This window comes from Paracoccus sp. Ld10, assembly GCF_045064235.1.
GTDB lineage: Bacteria > Pseudomonadota > Alphaproteobacteria > Rhodobacterales > Rhodobacteraceae > Paracoccus.
Map to the genome: position 1 here is coordinate 106224 of NZ_JBISHD010000004.1, position 22803 is coordinate 129026.

Below are 22803 nucleotides of genomic sequence, written 5' to 3' on the forward strand. Positions count from 1 at the left end.
GGAGTAGGCGTTGATCCGTCGTGGTTCCCAGATCAGCCGACCGCCAAGGGCACGCCTGACACCGGGCCGTGCCTTGTGCTGGATGTTGCTGGTGCCGTTCCTGATGCTTGCCACGATCAGTCAGGGCACGATGATAGAGGCTGCCCCCATGGGCGGCATGCGCATCGTGCTGTGCACCGGGGATGGCATGGTCGACGCGATCATGACCGCCGACGGGCAGGTGCATCGCGATGACGAACCGGGGCGTCACGACCATTCCGGCAATCCGCCCTGCGATTGGGCGCTGCATGGCCAATCGGCCGTTGCGGCCCCTGCGGTCGATCTGGCCCCGCTGCGGACCCAGGAACTGGATGCCGACCACGGGGTCGATATCCCCTTGCATGTCCGCCGGGCCGAGGTTCTGACCCCCGCCGCACGCGGACCCCCAACCCTTATCTGAGACCGACGCGACGCGTTTGCCGCACAGGCAGGCGTCACAACCGTCCGGCTTCCGCATTCCGGCAGTCGCGGACACGACCGTTCACAGATGAGACACAGACATGACCAGATCCCGATTTATGGCGACGATTGTCGCCGCAACCCTGCTGTCCCCCGCCGCATGGGCCCATGGGTCCGATGACGGGGCGGCCCATGCCGACCACGGCGCCGAAACCCACGACGCAGGGCTGTCTTTGCCCGACGCTGATGCCGCGTGGCAGGCAGGAGACATGACCGTTACGGCGCCCTATTCCCGCGCGACCCTGCCCAATGCCCCCGTCGCAGGCGGGTTTCTGACGATCACCAATGACGGGGCGACGGACGACCGTCTTGTTGCTGCATCAACTGATATCGCCGGCCGAACCGAAATTCACCAGATGACCATGGACGGCGACGTCATGACGATGGGCGCGCTGGAGGACGGCCTGCCGATCGCAGCGGGCCAGGCCGTGACGCTGGAGCCTGGCGGGTATCACCTGATGTTCATGCAGCTGGACGGCCCGCTGGTCGAAGGCGACACCGTCGAGGTCACCCTGACGTTCGAGACGGCGGGCGATCTGACCGTGCCGCTGTCGATCCAGGCGTTCAACGCCCGTGCCGCCGCGCCGCATGGCACCGATCCGCACGCGGGGCACTGATCATGACGCGCAATAACCTTCGCATGGTCCGCGTTCTGTCGTGGGCCGCGGTCGTGGTGGCCGGTGCCGCCCTGCTGTGGGCCACGGTCCTGCGGCCCGCCCCGACCGATCACCAGATCGCGATGCAGGAGCTGGGCAAGGGGGACTATTCCCTGATCACCGCGGACGGGCAGACCTTTACCCAAGATGACATGGCGGGCCAGCCGACGGCGGTCTTTTTCGGGTTCACCCATTGCCCCGACGTGTGCCCCACCACATTGGGAGAGGTGACCGCCTGGCAGGACGAACTGGCACAGGACGGCCAGGAACTGCGCACGCTGTTCATCACCGTGGACCCCGAACGCGACACGCCCGAGGTTCTGGGCGAGTACGTGTCATGGGTGCCGGGCGTCACCGGCATCACCGGAGAGCGCGCGCAGATCGACAAGGCCGTGGCCGCCTTTCGCGCCTTTGCGCAGCGGGTGCCGCTGGAGGGGGGCGACTATACGGTCAACCACTCGACCCAGGTGCTGCTGTTCGACGATCGCGGCGATTTCTTTGGCCTGGTCTCCTATCAGGAAGACCACGACCGCGCGATGGGCACCGTCCGCCGCCTGATGGCCAGCTGACCCCTTGGGCGGCGCGGGGGTCGCGCCGCCACACCGACATCGAATTCGACAGGGAAACCCATGTCCGACACGACCCTGGACGCCATGACCCGCCCTCGCGCGGCAGCGTCCGACCTGTACCGCGCCGTCTGGCGATGGCATTTCTATGCGGGGCTGTTCGTCCTGCCGTTTCTGATCACGCTGGCCATCACCGGTGCGGCCTATCTGTTCCGTGACGAGATCGACATGATCGTGCATGCCGACATCAAGCGGGTCGAGGTTGCCCAGACCGACACGCTTGCCGCCGAGGCGCTGGTGGCATCGGCGGTGACCGCGGTCCCCGGACGCGCGGTCAAATACACCGACCCGCCCGCCCCCCATGTGTCTGCCGAGGTGACGGTGGCCACCGAAGACGGCCGGCGCATGGCCGTTTATGTGAACCCCTACGAAGGTTATGTGCTGGGCGCGCGCCCCGACCGCAGCACCGTGATGTGGACGGTCCGTTATCTGCACAGCCTGCGCTATTTCGGGCCGGTCGCCCGCGGCGTGATAGAAATCGTTGGTGGCTGGACGATCCTGCTGGTCGCCACGGGCATCTTTCTGTGGTGGCCGCGCGGACAGGCGGGCGGCGTGGTGACGGTCCGCGGCACCGCCCGCAAACGCGTGTTCTGGCGCGACACGCATGCCGTCACCGGAATCGCGGTCGGCGGTTTCATCGTGTTTCTGGCGGTGACGGGCATGCCATGGTCGCAGGTCTGGGGCGGCAAGGTCAACGAATGGGCCAACGGCAACAACTTTGGCTATCCGTCGGGCGTGCGGGTCGACGTGCCCATGTCGGACCAGCGCCTGACCGACACCGCGCAGACGTCGTGGTCGCTGGAACAGGCACGCATTCCCGAAACCTCGCCCCCGATGGATGGCGCCATGCCGATCGGCCTGAACGCCGCGGTGGCGGAGTTCGAGCGGCTTGGCCTGCATCAGGGCTATGCCGTATCGCTGCCGTCAACGCCGACGGGGGTCTATAGCGGGTCGGTCTATCCCGATGACGTCGCGCAAGAGCGCGTGATCCATCTGGACCAATACAGCGGCCAGGCCCTGGTCGACATGAGCTATGCCGATTACGGTCCGTTGGGTCGCTGGCTGGAATTCGGGATCAACACCCATATGGGTCAGCAGTTCGGACTGGCCAACCAGATCGTGCTGCTGGTGGTCTGCGCGGGGGTGATCCTGCTGGCCGTGTCGGCAGGCGTGATGTGGTGGAAGCGTCGCCCGTCGCGGTCGATGGGTGTGCCGCCGATGCCCGCCGACCGACGGGTGTTCCGCGGCCTGCTGGGCATTCTGGCGGTGGGGGGCATCCTGTTTCCGCTGACAGGGGCATCGCTGCTGGTGATGCTGGGACTGGACGTCGCGATGCGCCGTCTGCGCGGGTCACGGTCGCGGGCCATGGCATAGCTGATCACGGGCCGCGCCCGCTCAGGGCGCGGTTCCCACACGGTCATGGAACATCATGCGTGTTTGTCCGTTCTATTGAACATAACGCATTACACGAAAGTGATCCCATGGCCGCAACCGCCTATTCCCCGCGCTCTCTTGAGGTGCGGCGCCCTGTTCCGGGACTGTCGGTCCTGACCCATATGTCGGCAGGTCTTCTGGCGCTGCCGGTGGTGACGGACGTGGCCTATCTGCAGACCACGATCCTGATGTGGAAAGATTTTTCATCCTGGCTGCTGTTCTTTGGCCTGATCGTGGCCGGGGTCGCATCTGTGCTGTGGCTGATCGGTCTGGTGACACGTCGTCCCGGTCCGACCTGGGGTTCCGTGGGCCTGTACGTGCTGGTCATGGCGGCCGCGTTTTTCAACAGTCTGTTGCACGCGGGTGATGGCTGGACCGCCATCCTGCCTTGGGGCGTCACACTGTCGGCCGTAACCTGCGTGCTGATGTTTCTTGCTGCCCTGCTGAACCGCCGTGCCGCCGCTCCCCTGACCCTGCGCACCGCCTGAAAAGGACACCCATCATGATGACCCATACCTCTCTGCTGCGGCGCAGGCTGATGCTGTCCGGTTCCACCATTCTGGCGCTTGGCCTTGCATTGCCAATGGCCGCTGCCGCACAGGAAACCGACGGTTTCGACATCAACAGCCAGATCGGCCCGGACCCCACCCTGCCAGAACCGCAGTTCGTCAATCCGCTGCCAAGCGTCAACGTCGGCGAAGTCGTCGGCTGGTCCGACGGCCAGACGCCTGCTGTCCCCGAGGGCTTGGTAATCAGCGCCTATGCCACCGATCTGGTCAACCCGCGCACTGTCCACACGCTGCCCAACGGCGATGTGCTGGTGGTCCAGTCCCGCGCACCGTCGGGCAAGCCAAAATATCGGCCCAAGGATTACGTGCGCGGATGGATCATGTCATTCGCTGCCGGCGGCAGCGACGGTCCCCCCGCCGAAACCAATCTGATCACGCTGCTGCGTGACACCGACCGTGACGGCACGGTGGATGAACGCCACGACTTGCTGAGCGGACTGCATTCGCCGTTCGGCGTGGCGTGGATCGACGACACCCTGTATGTCGCCGCTGCGGACGAGGTGGTGTCGTATCCCTATGCCCTTGGCGACACGGTGATCGACGCGGAACCCACGACGGTCACCCCGCTGCCGGGCGGTCCGCTGAACCACCACTGGACCAAGGATCTGGCGCTCAGCCCGGACGGGACGATGCTGTACGCGTCGGTCGGGTCGAACTCTAACGCCGCTGAAAACGGCATGGAGGCCGAAAAGGGCCGGGCGGCTATCTGGCAGATCGACCGTGAAACCGGGGCGTCCCGGATCTATGCCTCGGGTCTGCGCAACCCGAACGGCCTGACCTTCAACCCAGACAGCGGCGCGCTGTGGGCGGTCATCAACGAACGCGATGAACTGGGCCCGAACCTGGTCCCCGATTACATGACCTCGGTTCAGGAAGACGCATTCTATGGCTGGCCCTACAGCTATTATGGCGACCACGTGGACGAACGCGTCCGTCCGGCACGGCCCGATCTGGTCGAAACGGCAATCGCGCCCGATTACGCGCTGTCCAGCCACGTTGCGGCTTTGGGACTGGTGTTCACCAATGGCGCGGCAATGCCCGACGCGTTCGCGAATGGCGCATTCGTCGGTCAGCGCGGCAGCTGGAACCGGGATGAATTCAACGGCTATAAGGTGTCCTATGTGCCCTTTGCCGATGGGAAACCGGACGGGATGATGCAGGATGTCGTGACCGGGTTCCTGGTCGATGGCAAGGTGCATGGGCGCCCGGTGGGCCTGGGCATTGACGGGACCGGCGCGCTGCTGGTGGCCGATGATGCGGGCAACACGGTCTGGCGCGTCGCCACGTCTGACGGAACGGTAATCCCCGACCCGATCGACACCGACCGGATAGAGGCACCCGCCCCGACGCCCGCGTCCGCGGAACCCGCAGAGGCACCCCCGCCTGCAGATGCCGCAGTGGCCCCTGAAACCGCGACGCCGGCCGTTCCTGCAAACTGATCGCCCTTGCGATCCGATGCCGTCATGTGATCATGACGGCATCTTTCCTTTCAATGGGGGTGCCATGTCGTTCAGCAGCTGGAAAGAGGACAAGGCCAAGACCGCCCTCATCCAAGAAGCCCAATCGCTTGCGGACAAAATGGCCGATTCCAAACCGCATTTCATAGAGAGCTATGCCGCCGCTGCATGGTTCTGGCAGGCGTATCATCTGGCCGAAGGTCAGGACCTGAACAGTCTTTCCGACTGGCCCCCTGCAGCGCGCAAGCGTTTCGCATCGGCGGCGGTGACCCGGATCGCCGCCCTGCGCAAGGCTCGCGAATACGACAGCAGCGACGGGCTGGCCATCTGGATGCACACCGCCCGTGCTCTGTCCGAACCCCAGATGGTTCCCGCGGTCCGCACCATCTGGCAGTATGTCCAGCATGCTCCGCTGAACGCCGATACGATGGCACAGGACCTGATCGACAGTGCCGGGCTGACCTATGTTCCCGGCCGCCGCATTCCTGATGGGTTCGGCCCGGACGATTAGGGCTTGTTGGTCGTCAGACTGGCGAACCACGCGGCATAGGGGGTGTTGTGCACCATGTGCCGACCCAGATCGGGGGCGCCGTCGGTCCACCAGACGGCACCGCGTTCCCCCAACAGGACCTTGGCCGCATCCACTGCGCGGCGCGCCTCGGCCAGCGCCGCTGCATCACCGGACGCCTTGGCCGACTTGACCATCCGCCGCGCATCCATCAGTGCCGCGACATGGCGCGCGCGGTTTTCAGGCTCGAGGCCGGGATCGGATGCCCGCCACAGCCGACCTCGCACCACGATATAGCGGCCGTCCGGTGTGTGCAGAACCGCGCCGCGATCAGCCACGCGACGCACCGGCCCGCCACCAAGACCCGCGACCGGAAACACCGGACATACCGGCCAGAACAGCGTGGTTGCCCCAGCCCGCACCCGACATCACAGCGCGATGCGACCCGCCCAGCAGTGGTCGCGCCGGCAACGTGCGGTGGCAAAACCGGACCCCTGCCGGTCCGAACGGCCACAATAGCGTCCGACAGGTGCTGGTGCCGCGTGCCACGGAAAACCCGCCCGAAGCGGCATCACCACGGCAGGGGAGTATGGCGAGTTTCAGACGGGTCATGGTGGGCCTTTGGTTGCGCTGGCCCGCACCAAAGCACGTAAACTACCGGGGTGCACGCTGCATATCATGCTGTCCGTGCCAGGTCCCCCCCGGCCCGCACCGTGAACCGTGATGTCGCGGCGTCGCCCTCGTACAGCGCGGCGCACCGTGCGGCGTTCCGGGCCAGGTCATCGACCGCATGGATGATCCGGTCCGCCTTGGCATCATCCAGCAGCACGGAAAAATTCAGCCGTACCCAGCCCGGCTTTGCCGTGTCCTGCCCCCGTGCGATGCGATCGGACAAATTATCCGATTGCGCGCGGTCTATGCCCAGCAGCCGATGGGCATAGCTGCCCGCGCAGGCGCAACCGCCCCGCGCCTGCACGCCGTGAATATCGGACAGCATGCGCGTGAACAGCTGATGATGGACCAACCCGCCCTGACCGTCACGGATGCGAAAGGACAGGATCGGCAGGCTGTCCGTCGGCGCGTCCGGCGCCAACAGCTCAATCGCGGGATTGTCGCGCCACGCGGCCATCGCCCGGTCGCGCAGCACCTGACCGCGTGCGGTGATGAATTCCTGGCCCACCGCCTGTTTCGCGATCATGGCCAGCGCCACGCGAATGTCGCCGATGACATTGGGGGTGCCGCCTTCTTCGCGCGCGGACAGCGATGTTGCATAGGCATGGCCCCAGGGCGACACGAAACTGACCGTGCCGCCACCCGGCAGGGTCGGCGTCGCGCGGCGCGCGATGGCGTCGCGGATGATCAGCACGCCGGACGCCCCCGGTCCGCCCGGAAACTTGTGGGGCGAAAAGACGATGGCGTCCTTGGCCGCATCCGTTCCGGCCTGCATCCGCATCGGGACATAGGGGGCAGCCGCGCCGAAATCCCAGATGGCCACCGCACCATGCGCGCGCAGGATGCGCGTCACCGCATCCGTGTCGGTCAGGATCCCGGTCACGTTGGAGGCCGCCGAAAAGCTGCCTGCCAGCAGATCGACCCCCGCATGCTGTGCCAGCACGGCGTCCAGCACGGCCAGGTCGGGACCTCCGGTCAGGCCTTCGGGGATCTCGATCACCTCGGCGCCGCTTTCGCGCCACGGCAGGATGTTGGAATGATGTTCATAGGGTCCGATGACCACCACAGCGCGGCCGCCCCCGGCGATGATACCCGCGATGTCCAATAGGCCCACCAACCGGTTCAGGCCCGCAGTCGATCCCGACCCCGCAAAGATCGTGCTGTATTCCGGCCCCGCACCCACCATGTCCGCAACGCAGGACCGCGCATCGTCCCGCAGGCGGGAACAATAGGCGCCGACAAAGGATGCCTGCGTGTGCGTGTTGGCGTAATAGGGCAGCACGCGGGTCATCACGAACTCTTCGACCTGTCGCAGCGCACGACCCGAGGCGACATAGTCGGCATAGATCATCGGCACCGGACCGAACGGCCCGTCGATGACCAGATCGTCGCCGATCAGCCCCGCGCGAAGACCCGCGATGGCATCCCCCGCACCGACCGTCGCCCGAAATTCGTCAAGAAGTGTCATGGGGATCCCGATCCAACCTGCGTTTCCCCTTGAATACTTGCACGCGGGCGCGGATTCATTCGTTATCTATTGCATTTCAGGACTGATATTGGGTCATATGACCCAAGAACCAGGGGGAACGGCATGGACCGCATCGACAGGCGCATTCTGGAGGAGCTGCAACGCGACGGCGCGGTCTCTCAGCGGGTGGTGGCGGAACGGGTGGGGCTGTCGCAGAACGCCTGCTGGCGGCGGATGCAGGCGCTGGACAAGGCGGGCGTGATCCGCAACCGCACCGTGACGCTGGATCGGGACAAGCTGGGCATGGGGCTGGTCGTGTTCGTGATGATCAAGACCCGCCACCATTCCGCCGACTGGCTGGCTATGTTCCGCAAGCACGTGTCGGCCATTCCCGAGGTGATCGATTTCTTCCGCATCGGCGGCGAATACGACTATATGCTCAAGGTGGTGACGCAGGACATGGGACGCTATGACCTGTTCTATCAGCGCCTGATCTCGGGCATCGAGCTGCACACCGTCACGTCGCATTTCGCGATGGAGGCGATCGAGGAACAGCGACCCATCGCGCTTGCCTGACGGAACGAAAGCCCCATGAACCAGAACACCGACATCGTCCAGCGCCTTGCCGCCCGCCTCAAGGAGGCGCGCCGCGCCAAGGGCCTCAGCCTGGATGCGGTGGCGCGGCTGTCGGGCGTCAGCCGGTCGATGGTCAGCCAGATCGAGCGCGCCGAATCCAGCCCCACCGTCGCCACCCTGTGGAACCTGACGCAGGCCCTGCAGGTCGATTTTGCAGGCCTGTGGGAGGCGCGGGTCGAACGCGACATCCGCGTGGTGCAGGCCGGCGCCGCGCCGGTCATCGCCGACCGGGGCCGCGACGTGGTGATCCGCATCCTCAGCGCGCCGCAGACGGTGGGCGAACACGAGATCTATGAGATCCGGCTTGGCCCCGGCGCGTCGCTGGACAGCGCGCCCCACCGTGCCGGCTGTCGCGAGGATGTCGTGGTGCTGGAGGGGACCGTCACGATCACTTCGGGTGATGAACAGGCAGCGTTATCACAGAACGACGCCGCCAACTATGCCGCCGACCGCCCGCACAGCGTCACTGCAGGCGATGTGGCCGCCCGCGTGATGATGATCGTTCGGGACAGTTGATCCGTCATCACGGACAGAATTCTTTTATCTTGCCCGACGGCGGCAAAGGCCCTAGCGTCCGTTAAAACGGAGGTAACAGCCACATGACGGATGCACGCGCGTTTCTGGACAATGTCAGCCAGCAGCTGGAACAGATCGACCATGAGGGCCTGACCAAGCGGGAACGCCTGATCACCGGACCGCAGGGCAGCCGCATCGCGGTGGCAGGGGCCCCCACGATCAATCTGTGCGCCAACAACTATCTGGGGCTGGCCAACCACCCGGCCCTGCGCGCGGCGGCGGTTGCGGCGATGGACAGCCACGGCTTTGGCATGGCGTCCGTGCGGTTCATCTGCGGCACGCAGGACCTGCACCGACAGCTGGAACAGCGGCTGGCGGAATGGCTGGGCCATGACGACGCGATCCTGTTCGCGTCCTGCTTCGATGCGAACGGCGCGCTGTTTGAACCGCTGCTGGGCCCTGAGGACGCGGTGATCTCGGATGCGCTGAACCATGCCTCGATCATCGACGGCATCCGGCTGTGCAAGGCGCGCCGCTATCGCTATGCCAATGCCGACATGGACGAGCTGGAATCCCGCCTGCGCGAGGCACGCGACGGCGGGGCCCGGTTCATCATGATCGCCACCGACGGCGTGTTTTCCATGGACGGGCATCTGGCGCCCCTGCCCGCGATCCGCGATCTGGCCGACCGCTATGGCGCACTGGTGATGGTCGACGACTGTCACGCGGTGGGCATCATGGGGCCCCGGGGCGCGGGCACGCCGCAGCATCTGGGCGCGCGGGTCGACCTGTTGACCGGGACGCTTGGCAAGGCGCTTGGTGGTGCGCTTGGTGGCTATATCGCGGGGCCGCAGGCGGTGATCGACCTGCTGCGCCAGCGGGCGCGGCCCTATCTGTTCTCTAACGCGCTGCCTCCGTCGATCGTCGCCGCGGGCCTTGCCGCGATCGATCTGGTCGAGGGCGCGAACGACCTGCGCGCCGATCTGACGCGCAAGACCGCGCATTGGCGCAAGGGCCTGACCGATGCGGGATTCGACCTGCTGCCCGGTCAGCACCCCATCGTGCCCGTCATGCTGTCAGAGGCACCGCTGGCGCAGGCCATGGCCAGCGCGCTGGAACGGCGCGGCGTCTATGTGGCAGGGTTCTTTTTCCCCGTCGTGCCGCGCGGTCAGGCGCGCATCCGCACCCAGATGAACGCGGCCATCGACATGGCCGATCTGGACACCGCCCTGCAGGCGTTCGTGGATGCGGGCCATGAAACCGGCGCGATCCGATGAAGGCCCTGGTCAAGACCGGCCCCGGAGAGGGGTTGGAGTTGCAGGACCGGCCCGTCCCCGACATCGGCCCGACGGACGTTCTGATCCGGGTGCGCAAGACCGGCATCTGCGGGACCGACGTGCATATCTGGAACTGGGACGAATGGGCCGCGCGCACTGTCCCCGCGCCCATGATCATCGGCCATGAATTCGCCGGAGAGATCGTCGAACTGGGTCGCGACGTCACCGGCCTGACCCTGGGCCAGCGCTGTTCCGGCGAAGGCCACCTGATCGGCCATACCAGCCGCCAAAGCCGGTCGGGCCAGTTCCACCTGGACCCGGAAACCCGCGGCATCGGCGTCAACGTCCCCGGCGCGTTCGCCGAATACCTGTCGCTGCCCGCCTTCAACGTGGTGCCACTGCCCGACGGGGTGCCCGACCGGATCGGTGCGATCCTGGACCCGCTCGGCAATGCCGTGCACACCGCGCTCAGCTTTCCGTTGATCGGAGAGGACGTGCTGGTCACCGGCGCAGGGCCCATCGGCATCATGGCCGCCGCCGTTGCCCGCCATGTCGGCGCGCGCCACGTGGTCATCACCGACGTGAACCAGACACGGCTGGATCTGGCGTCGCGGGTGGCCGACGTGGTCCCGGTCAATGTCGCGTCCGAGAACCTGCATTCCGTCTGCGCCCGCCTTGGGATGCGCCAGGGCTTCGACGTGGGGTTGGAGATGTCGGGCAACGCCGCGGCGTTCGACCAGATGGTCGGCGCGATGGTGATGGGCGGGCGCATCGCGATGCTGGGCATTCCGGCCGCGCCCACGCTGGTCGACTGGAACCGTATCGTGTTCAGGTCGCTGGTCATCAAGGGCATCTATGGCCGCGAGATCTTCGAGACCTGGTACAAGATGCTGGCCATGCTGGAGAACGGTCTGGACGTCAGCGGGGTCATTACCCACGACCTGCCGATGGCCGATTTCGCCACAGGCTTCCGGACCATGAAGGCCGGCCACAGCGGCAAGATCGTGCTGGACTGGAACCGGGTCTAGCCCGTCGCGGCGATGGCCTGCACGATCTGGTCCAGGCGGTCGCGTTCGGACGACAGCATCTGGTCCCGGCATCGGGCCATCGCCTCGGCCGACTGGTGTCGGGCCGCTGCGGCAAAACGGTCGGGCGCGATCTGCGCCAGCGCCAGCAGCGATTTCTGCAGGCGCATCTGCACCGCAAAGATCGCCGCACCGTCGCGCGCGATGGGCGGGAACACGTCGTCCAGCAGATCGTCGACCGACAAGGCGGGCACCCAGATGCGTGCGTATTCCAGTTCCGCATCGCGCGGGTCCGCACAAGTGGCCAGCAGGCGGACCGACCGACCCAGGATGTCGATCGCCGTCCCCGGATCGTTGACGGCGGGGGACAGGGCGCGCTCGGCGATCTCGGTCAGGACGGTCAGGCCAAAGCGCGGGTCCTGGTCATAAGTGCGATTTTCGGTGATCGTCATCGCGTTGCACAGCGCCTCGTCCTCGGGGGCGGTGTCCGATGTGCCCTGATGCGTGATCCACATGGCAGGCAGGCCGGGATGCAAGAAGCTGCCGGGCAGGACTGCCAGATGGATGTCGACCCCGGCATCGTCGGCCAGCGCCTGCAGCGCGGGCATGTCGAGATGGACCAGATAGCCGATCTGGGCGTGATGGACGGCACGCGCGCCGGGCGGCGGCCCCGCCCCTTCGTGACCGCCCAGGAACGGGGTGTCCATGCGATGGTCCAGGGCGTCGCGGGCGGCATCCTCGACCTTGCGGATAGTATCGTCCATCAGGCCGAAGACGGTCAGGTGCGCGATCCAGCGCAGGATCGCGATGACGATGAGGATGACGACCAGAATGGTGGCCACGAACAGCACCAGCCGGTCGTTTTCGGAATAGAGGCCGGCATTCAGCGCGATGATGCCGATTAGACTGAATAGGAACGACCCCAGAAAGGCCGACAGCACCCGCTGTGTGGTCCGGTCTGATTTCAGCAGTTCCGTCGCCCGCGGCGTCACCGTTCCCGATGCCGCCGCAAAGGCCTGCACCATGATCCCGAGCGAAAAGGTGACGACCGTCAGCATCGAGCTGGCCAGCACCGACAGCACCGCCTCGACCGCGTCCGATCCCAGCTTGCCGCCAAGGCCCGGCGGGAGCATTGGCCCGATCAGCGGCGCGACGGCGGCGGTGCCGATGCCCAGCACCGTATAGAGCGCCGCGACCACCCAAATTTTCTGGGAAATCCTGGTGATGAACCACCTTACTCTGGACGACATTCGCACCCCTCCCCGCTGACCCCGTACCCTCAGTGCCGACCATGGCCCGGAACGGGGTGCCGGGTCCATATGCGCCCGGCTCCTTTCGCGCCTAACCGCGGGGGCTGACCCGCAGCGGCTGAAAGATCGGTCCGTCGGGACCGTCGGCCAGATGCGCGGTGATGCCAAAGACCCGCGCCATGAGGTCGGGGGTCAGGACCGATGCCGGGGGGCCGTCGGCGGCGACGCGGCCCCGGTCCAGAACCACCAGCCGGGTGCAATGCCGCGCGGCCAACCCCAGGTCGTGCAGGGACGCGATCACCCCCCGGCCCTGGCCTGCCAGATCCGCGAACAGGTCCATGACGCCGATGGCGGCTGCGGGGTCCAGACCGGCGATCGGCTCGTCCGCGATCAGCAGGGGCGTGTCCTGGGCCAGTGCGCGGGCGATCAGGACGCGGGCCTGTTCGCCGCCCGACAGAGTGGTCGCGTCGCGGTGACGCAGGGCCATCAGGCCCAGGGCCTGCAACGCGCCCCGGACCGCCGGGTGATCATCCGAGGCGGGATGGGCGATGCGCCCCAGGGCCACGACCGCGTCCACGGGCATCGGCCAGGCAATCTCGCGGCCCTGAGGCAGATAGGCCGCCTGTCGCGCCCGCGCATCGGGCACCAGTTCCGCCAACGACGACCGCCCCGTCGCCGGCAACAGCCCCAACGCCGCGCGCAGCAGCGTGGTCTTGCCCGCGCCGTTCGGGCCCAGCAGGCCCACGAATTCGCCGCCGTTCACGGTCAGGTCGATCCGGTCCAGAACCGGGACGGACCCGCGCGACAGGGACAGGGCGGACAGGTGCAACAGGGTCATGCGCGCGCCCTCAGCCGCAGGATCAGCTGTAGAAAGAACGGCGCGCCGATCAGGGCGGTCAGCACGCCCAGCTTGAGGTCGCGCCCCGGCAGGATCACCCGCACCGCGATGTCGGCCGCCAGCACCATCGCCGCCCCGCCAAGCGCCGATGCCCCCAACAGCCGCCCCGGATCGCCACCCACCGCGCGGCGCAGCAGATGCGGCACCACCAACCCGACGAACCCCACGGTTCCCGCGACCGCCGTGGCCCCGCCCACCAGCGCCGCCGTCCCCAGCACCAGCCGCAGCCGCAGTGCGCGCAGGCTGACACCCATGCTGGCGGCGGTGTCCTCTCCCAGGCTCAGGGCGCGCAGGGGGCGGGCCGCGGGCAACAGGATCACCGCCCCGGCGATCATCACCGGCACCGCGATGCGGACATGCAGCATGGATCGGTCGACCAGCGACCCCATCATCCAGAACACGATCTCATTGGCGGCAAAGGGGTTCGGCGACAGGTTCAGGACCAGCGATGTCGCAGCCCCCGCCAGGGCCGATATCGCGATGCCCGCCAAGATCAGCGCCAGCGCGCCGCCGCGCGGCCCCGCCAGACCCATGACAAGACCGACCGACAGCGCCGCCCCTGCCAGTGCGGCCAGCGGCAGGCCCAGGGGAAAGGCCGCGGCCAGCCCCGTCTGGATCGCCAGCACCGCCCCAAGCGCCGCGGTGCCCGACGTGCCGATCAGCCCCGGTTCGGCCAGCGGATTGCGCAGGAACCCCTGCATCGCCGCCCCCGCCAGACCAAGCGATGCCCCCACCGCCGCGCCCAAGATGGCGCGCGGCAGGCGCAGTTCCTGCATGATCAGCACCAACAGCGGATCGCCCCGCCCGAACAGCGCCGCCAGCGATGGGAGGGGCGGCTGCCAGCTGGACCCGATCAGCAGCGATGTCACGAACAGCGCCCCCACCAGCGCGCCAAGCGCCACCGTCAGCCTCATGGCGCGACCTGCCGCAGCTGCGCCACCGCGCGCAGGACATGGGGCGTGCCGCAGGCCCAGTCCCGGTCGGATGCCGTGACGACCTGTCGCCCCGGCGTGATGGCGCGCAGGACGGGATGGTCCATCACCTCCTCTGCCCGCGATGCGCGGGGCTGGCGGCGGCTGGTCACGATCAGGTCGGGGTCGGCCATCACCAGATCCTCCAGCGGGACGAAACCACCTTGCGGCAGGCCCAGATCAGCCGCCACGTTCGACAGGCCCGCCGCCGCCAAAATCGCCGCCGCAAGGCTGTCCTGGCCCGAACTATAGCCGTTCGCCCCGTACAGCGCCGCGCGGCGTTCAGGGCGCAGGTCCGCCTGCAGCGCCGCCAGATCGCGGTCGAACTGTGCCATGATCCGGTCGGCGCGGTCCCGTTGGCCCAGCACATCGCCCATCCGCTGCAGATTGGTGCGGATGCTGTCCAGATCCGTGCCCATGTCAAAGGTCGCAACCCGCAGGCCCAGCCTGTCCAGCATCGCAACCGTCGCAGGCGAGGAATAGGGTCCGGCCAGCACCAGATCGGGGCGCAGGGTCAATAGATCCTCGGCCTGGCCCCGGTTGGTGGGATAGGTCGCGGCCTCCTCGGCCATGGCCGAGGAATACGGGTCGCGTGCCAGATAGCTGACCGAAGCCAGTTGCCCCGGCGCGGCCACCAGCATCGCCAGCTGATCGGTGCACAGGTTGATCGACACCACCCGCGCGGGCGCGTCGGCCCATGCAGGCGACGCGATCAGCGCCAGCCCGATCAGCCAGCGGATCACCACCGCGCCTGCAGGCCGATGGTGCCGGTCCGCCCCAGGTTCGCATAGCCCCAGACATCGGAGTATTCGCGGTCGAACAGGTTCACCACCCGCGCCGTGGCCCGCACGTTCGGCGTCAGGTCATAGCCCGCGGCAAGGTTGACCACGGTATAGGACGGCAGTTCGCGCGTCTGGAAACTGCCCCAGAACTGGGTGTCGACCGTGCCGGCGACATGGCGCAGATCGCCGGTGACCGATCCGCGGCCGTCCAGCACAGCCATCGTTGCCGTCAGGGCGGCCTCGTGCCGGGGGCGGCGGGTCTTGACGCTGCCATCGGGGTTTTCGGCGTCGAGATAGGTATAGCTGGCGCCCAATGTCAGGTCATCGGTCGCAATGATGCGGGCCGCGACCTCGACCCCGTGGCGGGGGCTATTGCCGGACTGGTTGCGGAAGGAATAGAACGCAACGCCATCTTCGATGCCCACCAGATAATCGGTGATCTCGTCCTCCAGTGTCTCGTTGAAATAGGTCACATCCACGGACCCGCGACCGCCCGGCAGCGTCGCCTCGACCCCCAGATCGAAACCGCTGTTCTTTTCGGGGCGCAGATCGGGGTTGCCCTGATAGACCGTGCCAAAGAAATCCGCGTCTGCATACAGCTCGAAATAGGACGGGTTCACCAACCCGGTCCCCGCGGACGCGTGCAGGCGGAACGGGCGATCCGGCATCTGCCAGGACAGGCCTAGGTTCCAGCTGGTGAAATCGGCGAACACCTCGTTTGCGTCGTGGCGCAGCCCGGCCTGCACGTCCAGCCCGTTGGCCAGCATCGCGCGGTATTCCAGTGCCACGGACGACATCCGGCGTTCCTGTCCGGGCGCGGTCGAATTGCTGTCGCGCTGATGTTCCGCCAGCAGGTTCAGCAGCTGCGTGCCATCCGCCGCCGACCCGTCCAGACCCACGCTGGCACGGTATTTCAGCTTTTCGGTCTGACCCCGCGACACGGGGCTGTTGTCCTGGTTCTGTCGGGTGATGCTGTGCTGATAGTCCAGACGCTGGACCAGCCTACCGCCAAGCGCGGTGTATTCGGCCCAGACCGCGCCCTGAAATTCGTCGCGTTGACCGACCAGATCGGCGTCGACCAGATAGCTGTCGGCATCGGTCGCGCTGTAATTCTCGGCGTCGAAACCATAGTCCTCCTCGGACTGGCGCAGGACCAGCCCAAGACGCAGGTCGTCGGTGGCCAGGATGTCGCCGGACAGGACGGCCGTCTTGCGGTTGATCCCGTCCTTGCCGCCGCCATCGCCCGACTGGTCATAGCCCAGATCGTCGCGCGCCGACAGCGACAGGCGCAGCCCGCCCCGGTCGCCCCTGCGGCTGACATGGACGGACGCCGCGCCACCGTTCCCCGCCTCGACCGAACCGCCATAGGACAGGCCCTGCGGCGCGCCCCGGGTGATGATGTTGATCACCCCCGCGGATGCGTTCGATCCGTAAAGCACCGATTGCGGGCCGCGCAGCACCTCGATCCGCTCGATGTCGGCGGTCTCCAGGCCGGTCAGGATGTACTCGTCAGCCCCGCCCGCCGCCTCTATCCCGTCGATCAGGATCAGGGTGTGGTTCGCCTCCGCGCCGCGGATGCGGACCTGCGCGGCGCTGGCACCGCTGCCGCTGACCGACACGCCGGGCAGCGCGCGCAGGGCGTCCTGCACGGTCGCGATGCCGCGATCCTCGATCTCGGTCGCGGTCAGCACGGTGTGGGCGCGGGCATAGCCATCCTGGGCCACGGGGGTGATCCCCGCGGTCAGCACGATCCCGTCCAGCAGGATGGGGTCCTGGGCGGCCGCAGCCACGGGAAGGGTGGCGGCAAGCGCCAGAAGACGGAACGGACGGCGCATCGGCACGAACCTTTCAAGGCAGGCACGGCCTGCGGCAAACAGAAATGTCCGGCACGCGGGCCCCATGGGTCGCGGCAGGACGGTGACTGTCACCACTGCGGATCGGCCGCTTTCCTGACACGCCCCGCGCCGGAAATGGGTGAGTGCTGCGGCAGGTCTCCTGGCTTGCGGGTCAATGCCTTGGTCGGCCTTCCCGGACTGCTCCAGTGGCGTGATCGACCATCGCTCTCCGCTTACAGTTGCGGGGGCAGCCGCGGAATGGCCCTGACGGGCGGCACCGGCGTTCCCTTTTGATCCGGCGCGCATGCCGGAACCGTAGCGGCGCCCTTGTGGCGCAGCAGGCCGCGACGTGTCAACGGGTTTCAGGCGCCTGCGGCCAGCCCGGACCAAAAGGCGTGTCGCGGACGGTCTATGCCGGATCGGACACCACGCGTTTCCGGGTGATCATCCCCAAACGGTGCCTGATTTGGTGTCGGTGCCACCGGATCGCGGCTGTATTCCCGCGTATCGGCAACCCGGTGCCCGGCGACGCGATTGTCGTGGCCGTTTGGGCCAGTGCTGGCGATCCTTTGCGTCACTGCCAGCACTGGCCTGTGCCCGCGCCCCCCGATCTGGGCGCGCGGGGCGCGTGATCACGTTGCCTGGCGTGCCATCCAGTCGTCAATTCCGGCCTGGGCCACGGCCTGGTCCTGCACCGGGGTCCCCGACGAGACGCCGATACCGCCAATGACATCACCGTTCCACAGGACCGGCAGGCCGCCGCCCACCACCATCAGCCGCCCGCCGATGGCAGAGTTGATGCCATAGGCAGCCGCGCCCGGCTGGCTGGTCACGTTGTATTCGTGGGTGGCCTTTTTGGCCGCTGCAGCCGTGAACGCCTTGTCGATGGCGATGGTGGTCGAGGTGACCTTGCCGCCCTCCATCCGCTGAAAGGCGATCAGCTGGCCGGCTTCGTCAGTGATGGCGATGCACATCGGGACACCGATCGTTCTGGCGTGGGCCTCGGCACCGGCCATCAGGATGCGGGCATCGTCAAGGTCAAGGCGGGTCAGGGTCTGCATCGGAATTCCTTGGCTGTTGTCATGGCGCCCGGCCGGATGGATGCGACCGACGGTCGTCGGCGCGGACACGTCATGCTTAACAGGCGCATCGCGAACGGCCACCCCCAATGCGCGCATCCACGCCACCCGCCCGGTCGCCTTAGTGCATCGGTTTCGGTTGCAAAATCGCCCGCGACATAGAAGACGTTTCGGTGTTTCAACAAAGGCTGGCCAACGCGATGTCCTATCTTGAAAGCTTGCGGGTGTTCGTGCGCGTGGTCGAGCTGGGTTCGATCACCGCGGGGGGGCGCGACCTGCGCCTGTCGCCAGCCGTCGCGTCGAACCGGATCAAGGATCTGGAGAACCGCTTTGGCCTGCGCCTGCTGAACCGCACCACCCGCAAGCTGACCACGACAGAGATCGGCCGCGCCTTTTACGACCACGCCCGCCGCGTGATCGAGACCCTGGACGAGGCCGAGGCCCTGATCGGCAGCTTTTCGGGCAAGCCGCAGGGCGTGATCCGGCTGACCGCCCCCCTGGGACTGGGACGACGGCTGATCGCGCCGCTGATCCCACCGTTCTGCGCCGAAAACCCCGGGATCGAGATCCGCCTGCGCCTGTCGGACCGCAACGTCAACATTGTCGAAGATGCCATCGATCTGGCCTTTTTCCTTGGCGATCCGGCCGATTCTACACTGAAATGGCGCAAGATCGCGGAATGCCCGCGGGTTCTGGTCGCGTCGCAGGGCTATCTGGACGCCGCGGGGACGCCGCTGCGGCCCGACGATTTGGCGGGGCACAACTGCCTGTTGCTGCGCTATCCGCGCAGCCCGGAATATTACTGGACGTTGCAGACGTCGGACGGGCCGCGCAAGATGATGGTCCAGGGACGGTTCGACACCGATGACGGCGACGTGCTGCGCGATTGGGCGCTGGCCGGGCACGGCATCGCCAACCGCCCCCTGTACGAGGTGGTGCAGGACCTGGCCTGTGGCCGTCTGGTCGAGGTGCTGGCCGCGAACCGGCCCCTGCCCGCGCAATTCGGCTGTCTGGCCCCACACCGTCGGTTGCAGGACCCAAAGGTGCGCATGTTCGCCGATCACGCGGTTCGCGCGCTGCGCCCGTTGTTTCAACGGGGGATCGCAGGCCAAGAGGTCTGACGGTTTTCAGGGGAGGGGCGGACCGCCCTTGTTCAGTGACACCCCATAGTTTCCGAATCATCGGAATGATTTTCCATTGTGCGATAGGCGGCATCGCCACGCGCTGCATGGTCAGGCCCGCAGAACCTGTGCCCGCCCCGTGGACGGGGCGGGCACAGGTATGGTTCAGGTGTCGGACTTGAACCCCAGCCTGCGGCCGATCCGCGAGGCATAGAACTCGCCCACCAGACCACGCCGGAACAACAGCACGCAGACCATGAACACCACCCCCGTGATGACCGTCACCGGCAGCGGCGAGGTCGCCAGATAGTTCTGCAGCGTGACCACCAGCCCCGCCCCGATGACCGGCCCGATCAGCGTACCGATGCCGCCCAGCAGGGTCATCAGAATCACCTCTCCGGACATCTGCCAGCCGACATCGGTCAGGGTCGCGAACTGGAACACCAGGCTCTTCACGCTGCCCGCTAGACCCGCGATCGCCGCCGACATCACGAACGCCGCCAGCTTGTATCGCGCGACCGTATAGCCGAGCGATGTGGCCCGCGCCTCGTTTTCGCGGATGCTTTTCAGGATCATGCCAAAGGGCGAATTGATGATCCGCCAGACCGCCAGCATCCCGGCCAGGAACACGCCCAGCACGAAATAGTACATGGTGATCTGGTCCGACAGGTCCACCACGCCCAGGAACATGCCGCGCGGGACGGACTGGATGCCGTCCTCTCCGTTCGTGAACCCGGCCTGCAGGCAGAAGAAAAAGAACATCTGCGACAGGGCCAGTGTGATCATGGCGAAATAGATGCCCTGACGGCGGATGGCGATCAGGCCCATGACCAGACCCAGACAAGCGGCGCCCGCGACCCCGACCAGAATGCCCAGTTCCGGCGACAGGCCCCACACCTTGACCGCATGGGCGGTGAAATAGGCCCCGCCGCCGAAAAACGCCGCATGCCCGAAGGACAAGAGCCCGGTATAGCCCAAGAGCAGGTTGAACCCCGCGGCGAACAGCGCAAAGCACAGGATCTTCATCAGGAAGATCGGGTACAGGAACATCGGCACCAGCAGCAGGAACCCCAGCATGGCCAGCAGGATGACGGCCTTGATGCGGCCGGCGCCCTGCATGGTCGCGGGGGCGGTTGCGTCGGAATGGCTCATCTCACACGTCCTTTCCGAACAGGCCCGCGGGTCGCAGGATCAGCACGATCGCCATGATGACAAAGATCACGGTGTTCGACGCCTCGGGGTAGAAGACCTTGGTCAGCCCCTCGGCGATGCCCAGCAGATAGCCGGTGACGATGGCACCCAGGATGGACCCCATGCCGCCGACCACGACCACCGCGAACACCACGATGATGATGTTCGTCCCCATCAGCGGCGACACCTGATAGATGGGCGCGGCCAGCACGCCCGCGAACGCCGCCAGTGACGCGCCCAACGCATAGGTCAGCGTCAGCAGCAGCGGCACGTTGACCCCAAAGCTCTGCACCAGTTCGGGGTTTTCGGTGGCCGCGCGCAGATACGACCCCAGCTTGGTCTTTTCGATCAGCAGCCATACGGCGATGCAGACCGCCAACGACGCCACGATCACCCAGCCCCGATAGATCGGCAGGAACATGAACCCCAGGTTCACGCCCCCCGCCAGTACAGGCGGCGTCGGATAGGGCTGACCGCTGGACCCGAAGAAATAGCGGAACGTCCCCTCGATCGTCAGGGCCAGGCCGAAAGTGAACAGCAGCCCGTACAGATGGTCCAGCTTGTACAGCCGCGACAGCATGGTGCGCTCGACCGCGGCGCCGAACGTCCCCACGATCAGCGGTGCCAGGATCAGCGCGATCCAATAGTTCACGCCTGTCCAGGTCAGCAGCAGCAGTGCCACAAACGCACCCAGCATGTATTGCGCGCCATGGGCAAAGTTGATCACCCGCAGCAGGCCAAAGATGACCGCAAGGCCCAGTGACAGCAGCGCATAGAACGATCCGTTGATCAGGCCGATCAGCAATTGCCCCATCAGGGCGGCCATCGGCACGCCGAATATCATCGTCATGTCAGACCCCCAGATCGCGATTGAGCATATCCATGTTGGCGGGCAGGTCGCCCACCGGAAACTCGGCCACCATCTGTCCGTGATCCATCAGATAGAACCGGTCGGCGACCTTGCTGGCGAACCGAAAGTTCTGTTCGACCAGCACCACGGTCATGCCGCGTTTCTTCAATTCGCCCAGCACGGTGCCGATGTTCTGGATGATGACGGGGGCCAGCCCCTCGGTCGGCTCGTCCAGCAGCAGACAGCGCGCGCCGGTGCGCAGGATGCGCGCCATGGCCAGCATCTGCTGTTCGCCGCCCGACAGTTTCGTGCCGGGGCTGTTCCTGCGTTCGTACAGGTTCGGGAACAGGGCATAGATCTCGTCGACCGACATGCCGCCCTTGGCCACGACCGGGGGCAGCATCAGGTTTTCCTGGACCGACAGGCTGGCGAATATGCCGCGTTCCTCGGGGACGAAACCCAGACCGGCGCGTGCCGATTTGTGCAGCGCCATGGACATCATGTCGGTGCCGGCGAATGTGATGGTGCCGGTGCGTTTGCGCAGGATGCCCATGATGGATCGCAGGGTGGTGGTCTTGCCCATGCCGTTGCGGCCCAGGATGCAGATCATCTCGCCTTCGTTCACGTGCAGGTCGACACCGTGCAGGATGTGGCTTTCGCCGTACCACGCGTTCAGCCCGGCGACATTCAGAAGCGCGCTCATGCGTCGGTTCCCATATAGGCGGTGCGCACGCGGGGATCGGTGGACACGGTGTCGTAATCACCGCTGGCCAGGATCTCTCCGCGCTGCAGCACGGTGACGCGGTCGCAGATGTCGGCCACGACCGACAGGTTGTGTTCGACCATCAGCACGGCCCGGTCGCGGGCCACGTCGCGGATGATGCCGGCGACCGTCTGCACGTCCTCCAGGCCCATCCCGGCCATCGGCTCGTCCAGCAGCAGCACCTTTGGGTCCAGCGCCAGCGTGGTCGCGATTTCCAGCACGCGCTTGCGGCCATAGGACAGGTCGGTGGCGCGGGTGTCGCGGTATTCGCTCAGCCCCAGTTGCGCGATCAATTCGTCCGCGCGTGGGTTCAGCCGGTCCAGCGACGACAGCGGACGCCAGAACTGCGTGGCCAGCCCGTTGGGCCGCTGCAACGCGACGCGCAGGTTCTCCAGCACCGTCAGATGCGGGAACACGGCCGAGATCTGGAACGACCGTACCAGACCAAGCCGCGCCACCTCTGCGGGCTTTTTGGCGGTGATGTCGCGCCCCAGCAGGGTGATCGACCCGCGGGTGGGCGTCAGAAACTTGGTCAGCAGGTTGAAGACGGTGGTCTTGCCCGCCCCGTTCGGGCCGATCAGCGCATGGATGCGGCCATGTTCGACATCCAGATCGACATCGTTGACGGCGGTAAAGCCGGCGAAATCCTTGCCAAGGCCGCGGGCGGATAACACCACCCGCGGCTGGTCCTGTTGCACAGGCATTGCTGTCATGGGTCCGT

Annotated in this window: 24 protein-coding genes and 1 riboswitch; of the genes, 12 read left to right on the forward strand and 12 right to left on the reverse strand. The window is 66.6% G+C overall.

All coding sequences use genetic code 11. From position 1 onward, the window contains the following. The first annotated feature begins 82 nt into the window (after positions 1 to 82). The 7 genes from ACJJVR_RS01785 to ACJJVR_RS01815 all read left to right on the forward strand — a co-directional run bounded on the left by ACJJVR_RS01785 (position 83) and on the right by ACJJVR_RS01815 (position 5751). The gene (locus ACJJVR_RS01785) at positions 83 to 439 is read left to right on the forward strand and encodes a DUF2946 family protein (RefSeq protein WP_405401908.1); all 357 of its coding nucleotides are present in this window, start codon (positions 83 to 85) and stop codon (positions 437 to 439) included. 118 nt (positions 440 to 557) lie between these two features. Further along, the gene (locus ACJJVR_RS01790) at positions 558 to 1115 is read left to right on the forward strand and encodes a copper chaperone PCu(A)C (protein ID WP_405401754.1); all 558 of its coding nucleotides are present in this window, start codon (positions 558 to 560) and stop codon (positions 1113 to 1115) included. A gap of 2 nt (positions 1116 to 1117) precedes the next feature. Beyond that, on the forward strand, positions 1118 to 1723 hold the full coding sequence (locus ACJJVR_RS01795) for an SCO family protein (RefSeq protein ID WP_405401756.1): 606 nt from the start codon (positions 1118 to 1120) through the stop codon (positions 1721 to 1723). A gap of 60 nt (positions 1724 to 1783) precedes the next feature. Then, on the forward strand, positions 1784 to 3154 hold the full coding sequence (locus ACJJVR_RS01800) for a PepSY-associated TM helix domain-containing protein (RefSeq protein WP_405401757.1): 1371 nt from the start codon (positions 1784 to 1786) through the stop codon (positions 3152 to 3154). A 107-nt stretch (positions 3155 to 3261) separates the two neighbouring features. Beyond that, the gene (locus tag ACJJVR_RS01805; RefSeq protein ID WP_405401758.1) at positions 3262 to 3702 is read left to right on the forward strand and encodes a DUF2231 domain-containing protein; all 441 of its coding nucleotides are present in this window, start codon (positions 3262 to 3264) and stop codon (positions 3700 to 3702) included. A gap of 14 nt (positions 3703 to 3716) precedes the next feature. Then, positions 3717 to 5222, forward strand: a complete 1506-nt coding sequence (locus ACJJVR_RS01810; RefSeq protein WP_405401760.1) for a PQQ-dependent sugar dehydrogenase — start codon at positions 3717 to 3719, stop codon at positions 5220 to 5222. A gap of 139 nt (positions 5223 to 5361) precedes the next feature. Beyond that, complete coding sequence (locus tag ACJJVR_RS01815; protein WP_405401761.1) at positions 5362 to 5751, forward strand: hypothetical protein; 390 nt, start codon at positions 5362 to 5364, stop codon at positions 5749 to 5751. Here ACJJVR_RS01815 and ACJJVR_RS01820 read toward each other — a convergent pair. Both ACJJVR_RS01820 and ACJJVR_RS01825 read right to left on the reverse strand, forming a co-directional pair. Further along, positions 5748 to 6170: a hypothetical protein gene (locus tag ACJJVR_RS01820; RefSeq protein ID WP_405401763.1), complete on the reverse strand. Its 423-nt coding sequence runs from the start codon at positions 6168 to 6170 to the stop codon at positions 5748 to 5750. The two genes, ACJJVR_RS01815 and ACJJVR_RS01820, sit on opposite strands and share 4 nt — an antisense overlap. A 254-nt stretch (positions 6171 to 6424) precedes the next feature. Beyond that, positions 6425 to 7888: an aminotransferase class V-fold PLP-dependent enzyme gene (locus tag ACJJVR_RS01825; RefSeq protein WP_405401765.1), complete on the reverse strand. Its 1464-nt coding sequence runs from the start codon at positions 7886 to 7888 to the stop codon at positions 6425 to 6427. A 123-nt stretch (positions 7889 to 8011) separates the two neighbouring features. On the opposite strand from ACJJVR_RS01825, the gene ACJJVR_RS01830 reads away from it, so the two are divergent. The 4 genes from ACJJVR_RS01830 to tdh all read left to right on the forward strand — a co-directional run bounded on the left by ACJJVR_RS01830 (position 8012) and on the right by tdh (position 11345). Continuing rightward, positions 8012 to 8464 carry an Lrp/AsnC family transcriptional regulator gene (locus ACJJVR_RS01830; protein WP_405401767.1) on the forward strand — a complete coding sequence of 151 codons (453 nt, stop codon included), beginning with the start codon at positions 8012 to 8014 and terminating at the stop codon, positions 8462 to 8464. Between the two features lie 15 nt (positions 8465 to 8479). After that, positions 8480 to 9040, forward strand: a complete 561-nt coding sequence (locus ACJJVR_RS01835) for a helix-turn-helix domain-containing protein (protein ID WP_405401768.1) — start codon at positions 8480 to 8482, stop codon at positions 9038 to 9040. A gap of 83 nt (positions 9041 to 9123) precedes the next feature. Further along, positions 9124 to 10317 carry a glycine C-acetyltransferase gene (locus tag ACJJVR_RS01840; RefSeq protein WP_405401770.1) on the forward strand — a complete coding sequence of 398 codons (1194 nt, stop codon included), beginning with the start codon at positions 9124 to 9126 and terminating at the stop codon, positions 10315 to 10317. Continuing rightward, complete coding sequence (gene tdh, locus ACJJVR_RS01845) at positions 10314 to 11345, forward strand: L-threonine 3-dehydrogenase (protein WP_405401772.1); 1032 nt, start codon at positions 10314 to 10316, stop codon at positions 11343 to 11345. The genes ACJJVR_RS01840 and tdh overlap by 4 nt, the downstream gene beginning before the upstream one ends. On the opposite strand, the gene ACJJVR_RS01850 is transcribed toward tdh, so the two are convergent. From ACJJVR_RS01850 to ACJJVR_RS01875, 6 genes are all read right to left on the reverse strand, one after another. Then, positions 11342 to 12541 (reverse strand): DUF2254 domain-containing protein, encoded by a 1200-nt coding sequence (locus ACJJVR_RS01850; RefSeq protein ID WP_405401773.1) that lies wholly within the window; start codon positions 12539 to 12541, stop codon positions 11342 to 11344. The genes tdh and ACJJVR_RS01850 overlap by 4 nt on opposite strands. 142 nt (positions 12542 to 12683) lie before the next feature. Beyond that, complete coding sequence (locus tag ACJJVR_RS01855; protein WP_405401775.1) at positions 12684 to 13430, reverse strand: ABC transporter ATP-binding protein; 747 nt, start codon at positions 13428 to 13430, stop codon at positions 12684 to 12686. Further along, a complete protein-coding gene (locus tag ACJJVR_RS01860; protein ID WP_405401776.1) occupies positions 13427 to 14404 on the reverse strand; it encodes a FecCD family ABC transporter permease in 978 nt (325 codons plus the stop codon). Before ACJJVR_RS01860 ends, ACJJVR_RS01855 begins: the two co-directional genes overlap by 4 nt. Continuing rightward, complete coding sequence (locus ACJJVR_RS01865) at positions 14401 to 15204, reverse strand: ABC transporter substrate-binding protein (RefSeq protein WP_405401777.1); 804 nt, start codon at positions 15202 to 15204, stop codon at positions 14401 to 14403. Before ACJJVR_RS01865 ends, ACJJVR_RS01860 begins: the two co-directional genes overlap by 4 nt. Continuing rightward, positions 15201 to 17078 carry a TonB-dependent receptor plug domain-containing protein gene (locus tag ACJJVR_RS01870; protein WP_405401779.1) on the reverse strand — a complete coding sequence of 626 codons (1878 nt, stop codon included), beginning with the start codon at positions 17076 to 17078 and terminating at the stop codon, positions 15201 to 15203. The genes ACJJVR_RS01865 and ACJJVR_RS01870 overlap by 4 nt, the downstream gene beginning before the upstream one ends. A 132-nt stretch (positions 17079 to 17210) precedes the next feature. Next, a riboswitch (cobalamin riboswitch) is annotated at positions 17211 to 17411 on the reverse strand. A gap of 299 nt (positions 17412 to 17710) precedes the next feature. Continuing rightward, on the reverse strand, positions 17711 to 18139 hold the full coding sequence (locus tag ACJJVR_RS01875) for a heme-binding protein (protein WP_405401780.1): 429 nt from the start codon (positions 18137 to 18139) through the stop codon (positions 17711 to 17713). 218 nt (positions 18140 to 18357) lie between these two features. Here ACJJVR_RS01875 and ACJJVR_RS01880 point away from each other — a divergent pair, with 218 nt between their 5' ends. Beyond that, entirely contained in the window at positions 18358 to 19278 is a 921-nt protein-coding gene (locus ACJJVR_RS01880) for a LysR family transcriptional regulator (RefSeq protein WP_405401781.1), read from the forward strand. A 165-nt stretch (positions 19279 to 19443) separates the two neighbouring features. Here the strand turns inward: ACJJVR_RS01880 and ACJJVR_RS01885 are convergent, their stop codons facing one another. Genes ACJJVR_RS01885 through ACJJVR_RS01900 form a run of 4 tightly spaced genes read right to left on the reverse strand, consistent with a single transcriptional unit; the run spans position 19444 to position 22795 of the window. Then, positions 19444 to 20430: a branched-chain amino acid ABC transporter permease gene (locus ACJJVR_RS01885; protein WP_405401783.1), complete on the reverse strand. Its 987-nt coding sequence runs from the start codon at positions 20428 to 20430 to the stop codon at positions 19444 to 19446. A gap of 1 nt (position 20431) precedes the next feature. Further along, on the reverse strand, positions 20432 to 21319 hold the full coding sequence (locus ACJJVR_RS01890; RefSeq protein WP_405401784.1) for a branched-chain amino acid ABC transporter permease: 888 nt from the start codon (positions 21317 to 21319) through the stop codon (positions 20432 to 20434). A gap of 1 nt (position 21320) precedes the next feature. After that, positions 21321 to 22022 carry an ABC transporter ATP-binding protein gene (locus tag ACJJVR_RS01895; RefSeq protein ID WP_405401786.1) on the reverse strand — a complete coding sequence of 234 codons (702 nt, stop codon included), beginning with the start codon at positions 22020 to 22022 and terminating at the stop codon, positions 21321 to 21323. Next, on the reverse strand, positions 22019 to 22795 hold the full coding sequence (locus ACJJVR_RS01900) for an ABC transporter ATP-binding protein (RefSeq protein ID WP_405401788.1): 777 nt from the start codon (positions 22793 to 22795) through the stop codon (positions 22019 to 22021). Before ACJJVR_RS01900 ends, ACJJVR_RS01895 begins: the two co-directional genes overlap by 4 nt. Positions 22796 to 22803: the final 8 nt, after the last annotated feature.

Excerpts from the sequence above, each read along its gene's own strand:
- ACJJVR_RS01785 (WP_405401908.1), top strand. The coding sequence starts at position 83 with ATGTTGCTGGTGCCGTTCCTGATGCTTGCCACGATCAGTCAGGGCACG.
- ACJJVR_RS01790 (WP_405401754.1), top strand. The coding sequence starts at position 558 with ATGGCGACGATTGTCGCCGCAACCCTGCTGTCCCCCGCCGCATGGGCC.
- ACJJVR_RS01795 (WP_405401756.1), top strand. The coding sequence starts at position 1,118 with ATGACGCGCAATAACCTTCGCATGGTCCGCGTTCTGTCGTGGGCCGCG.
- ACJJVR_RS01800 (WP_405401757.1), top strand. The coding sequence starts at position 1,784 with ATGTCCGACACGACCCTGGACGCCATGACCCGCCCTCGCGCGGCAGCG.
- ACJJVR_RS01805 (WP_405401758.1), top strand. The coding sequence starts at position 3,262 with ATGGCCGCAACCGCCTATTCCCCGCGCTCTCTTGAGGTGCGGCGCCCT.
- ACJJVR_RS01810 (WP_405401760.1), top strand. The coding sequence starts at position 3,717 with ATGATGACCCATACCTCTCTGCTGCGGCGCAGGCTGATGCTGTCCGGT.
- ACJJVR_RS01815 (WP_405401761.1), top strand. The coding sequence starts at position 5,362 with ATGGCCGATTCCAAACCGCATTTCATAGAGAGCTATGCCGCCGCTGCA.
- ACJJVR_RS01825 (WP_405401765.1), bottom strand. The coding sequence starts at position 7,888 with ATGACACTTCTTGACGAATTTCGGGCGACGGTCGGTGCGGGGGATGCC.
- ACJJVR_RS01830 (WP_405401767.1), top strand. The coding sequence starts at position 8,012 with ATGGACCGCATCGACAGGCGCATTCTGGAGGAGCTGCAACGCGACGGC.
- ACJJVR_RS01835 (WP_405401768.1), top strand. The coding sequence starts at position 8,480 with ATGAACCAGAACACCGACATCGTCCAGCGCCTTGCCGCCCGCCTCAAG.
- ACJJVR_RS01840 (WP_405401770.1), top strand. The coding sequence starts at position 9,124 with ATGACGGATGCACGCGCGTTTCTGGACAATGTCAGCCAGCAGCTGGAA.
- tdh (WP_405401772.1), top strand. The coding sequence starts at position 10,314 with ATGAAGGCCCTGGTCAAGACCGGCCCCGGAGAGGGGTTGGAGTTGCAG.
- ACJJVR_RS01855 (WP_405401775.1), bottom strand. The coding sequence starts at position 13,430 with ATGACCCTGTTGCACCTGTCCGCCCTGTCCCTGTCGCGCGGGTCCGTC.
- ACJJVR_RS01860 (WP_405401776.1), bottom strand. The coding sequence starts at position 14,404 with ATGAGGCTGACGGTGGCGCTTGGCGCGCTGGTGGGGGCGCTGTTCGTG.
- ACJJVR_RS01870 (WP_405401779.1), bottom strand. The coding sequence starts at position 17,078 with ATGCGCCGTCCGTTCCGTCTTCTGGCGCTTGCCGCCACCCTTCCCGTG.
- ACJJVR_RS01875 (WP_405401780.1), bottom strand. The coding sequence starts at position 18,139 with ATGCAGACCCTGACCCGCCTTGACCTTGACGATGCCCGCATCCTGATG.
- ACJJVR_RS01880 (WP_405401781.1), top strand. The coding sequence starts at position 18,358 with ATGTCCTATCTTGAAAGCTTGCGGGTGTTCGTGCGCGTGGTCGAGCTG.
- ACJJVR_RS01885 (WP_405401783.1), bottom strand. The coding sequence starts at position 20,430 with ATGAGCCATTCCGACGCAACCGCCCCCGCGACCATGCAGGGCGCCGGC.
- ACJJVR_RS01890 (WP_405401784.1), bottom strand. The coding sequence starts at position 21,319 with ATGACGATGATATTCGGCGTGCCGATGGCCGCCCTGATGGGGCAATTG.
- ACJJVR_RS01895 (WP_405401786.1), bottom strand. The coding sequence starts at position 22,022 with ATGAGCGCGCTTCTGAATGTCGCCGGGCTGAACGCGTGGTACGGCGAA.
- ACJJVR_RS01900 (WP_405401788.1), bottom strand. The coding sequence starts at position 22,795 with ATGACAGCAATGCCTGTGCAACAGGACCAGCCGCGGGTGGTGTTATCC.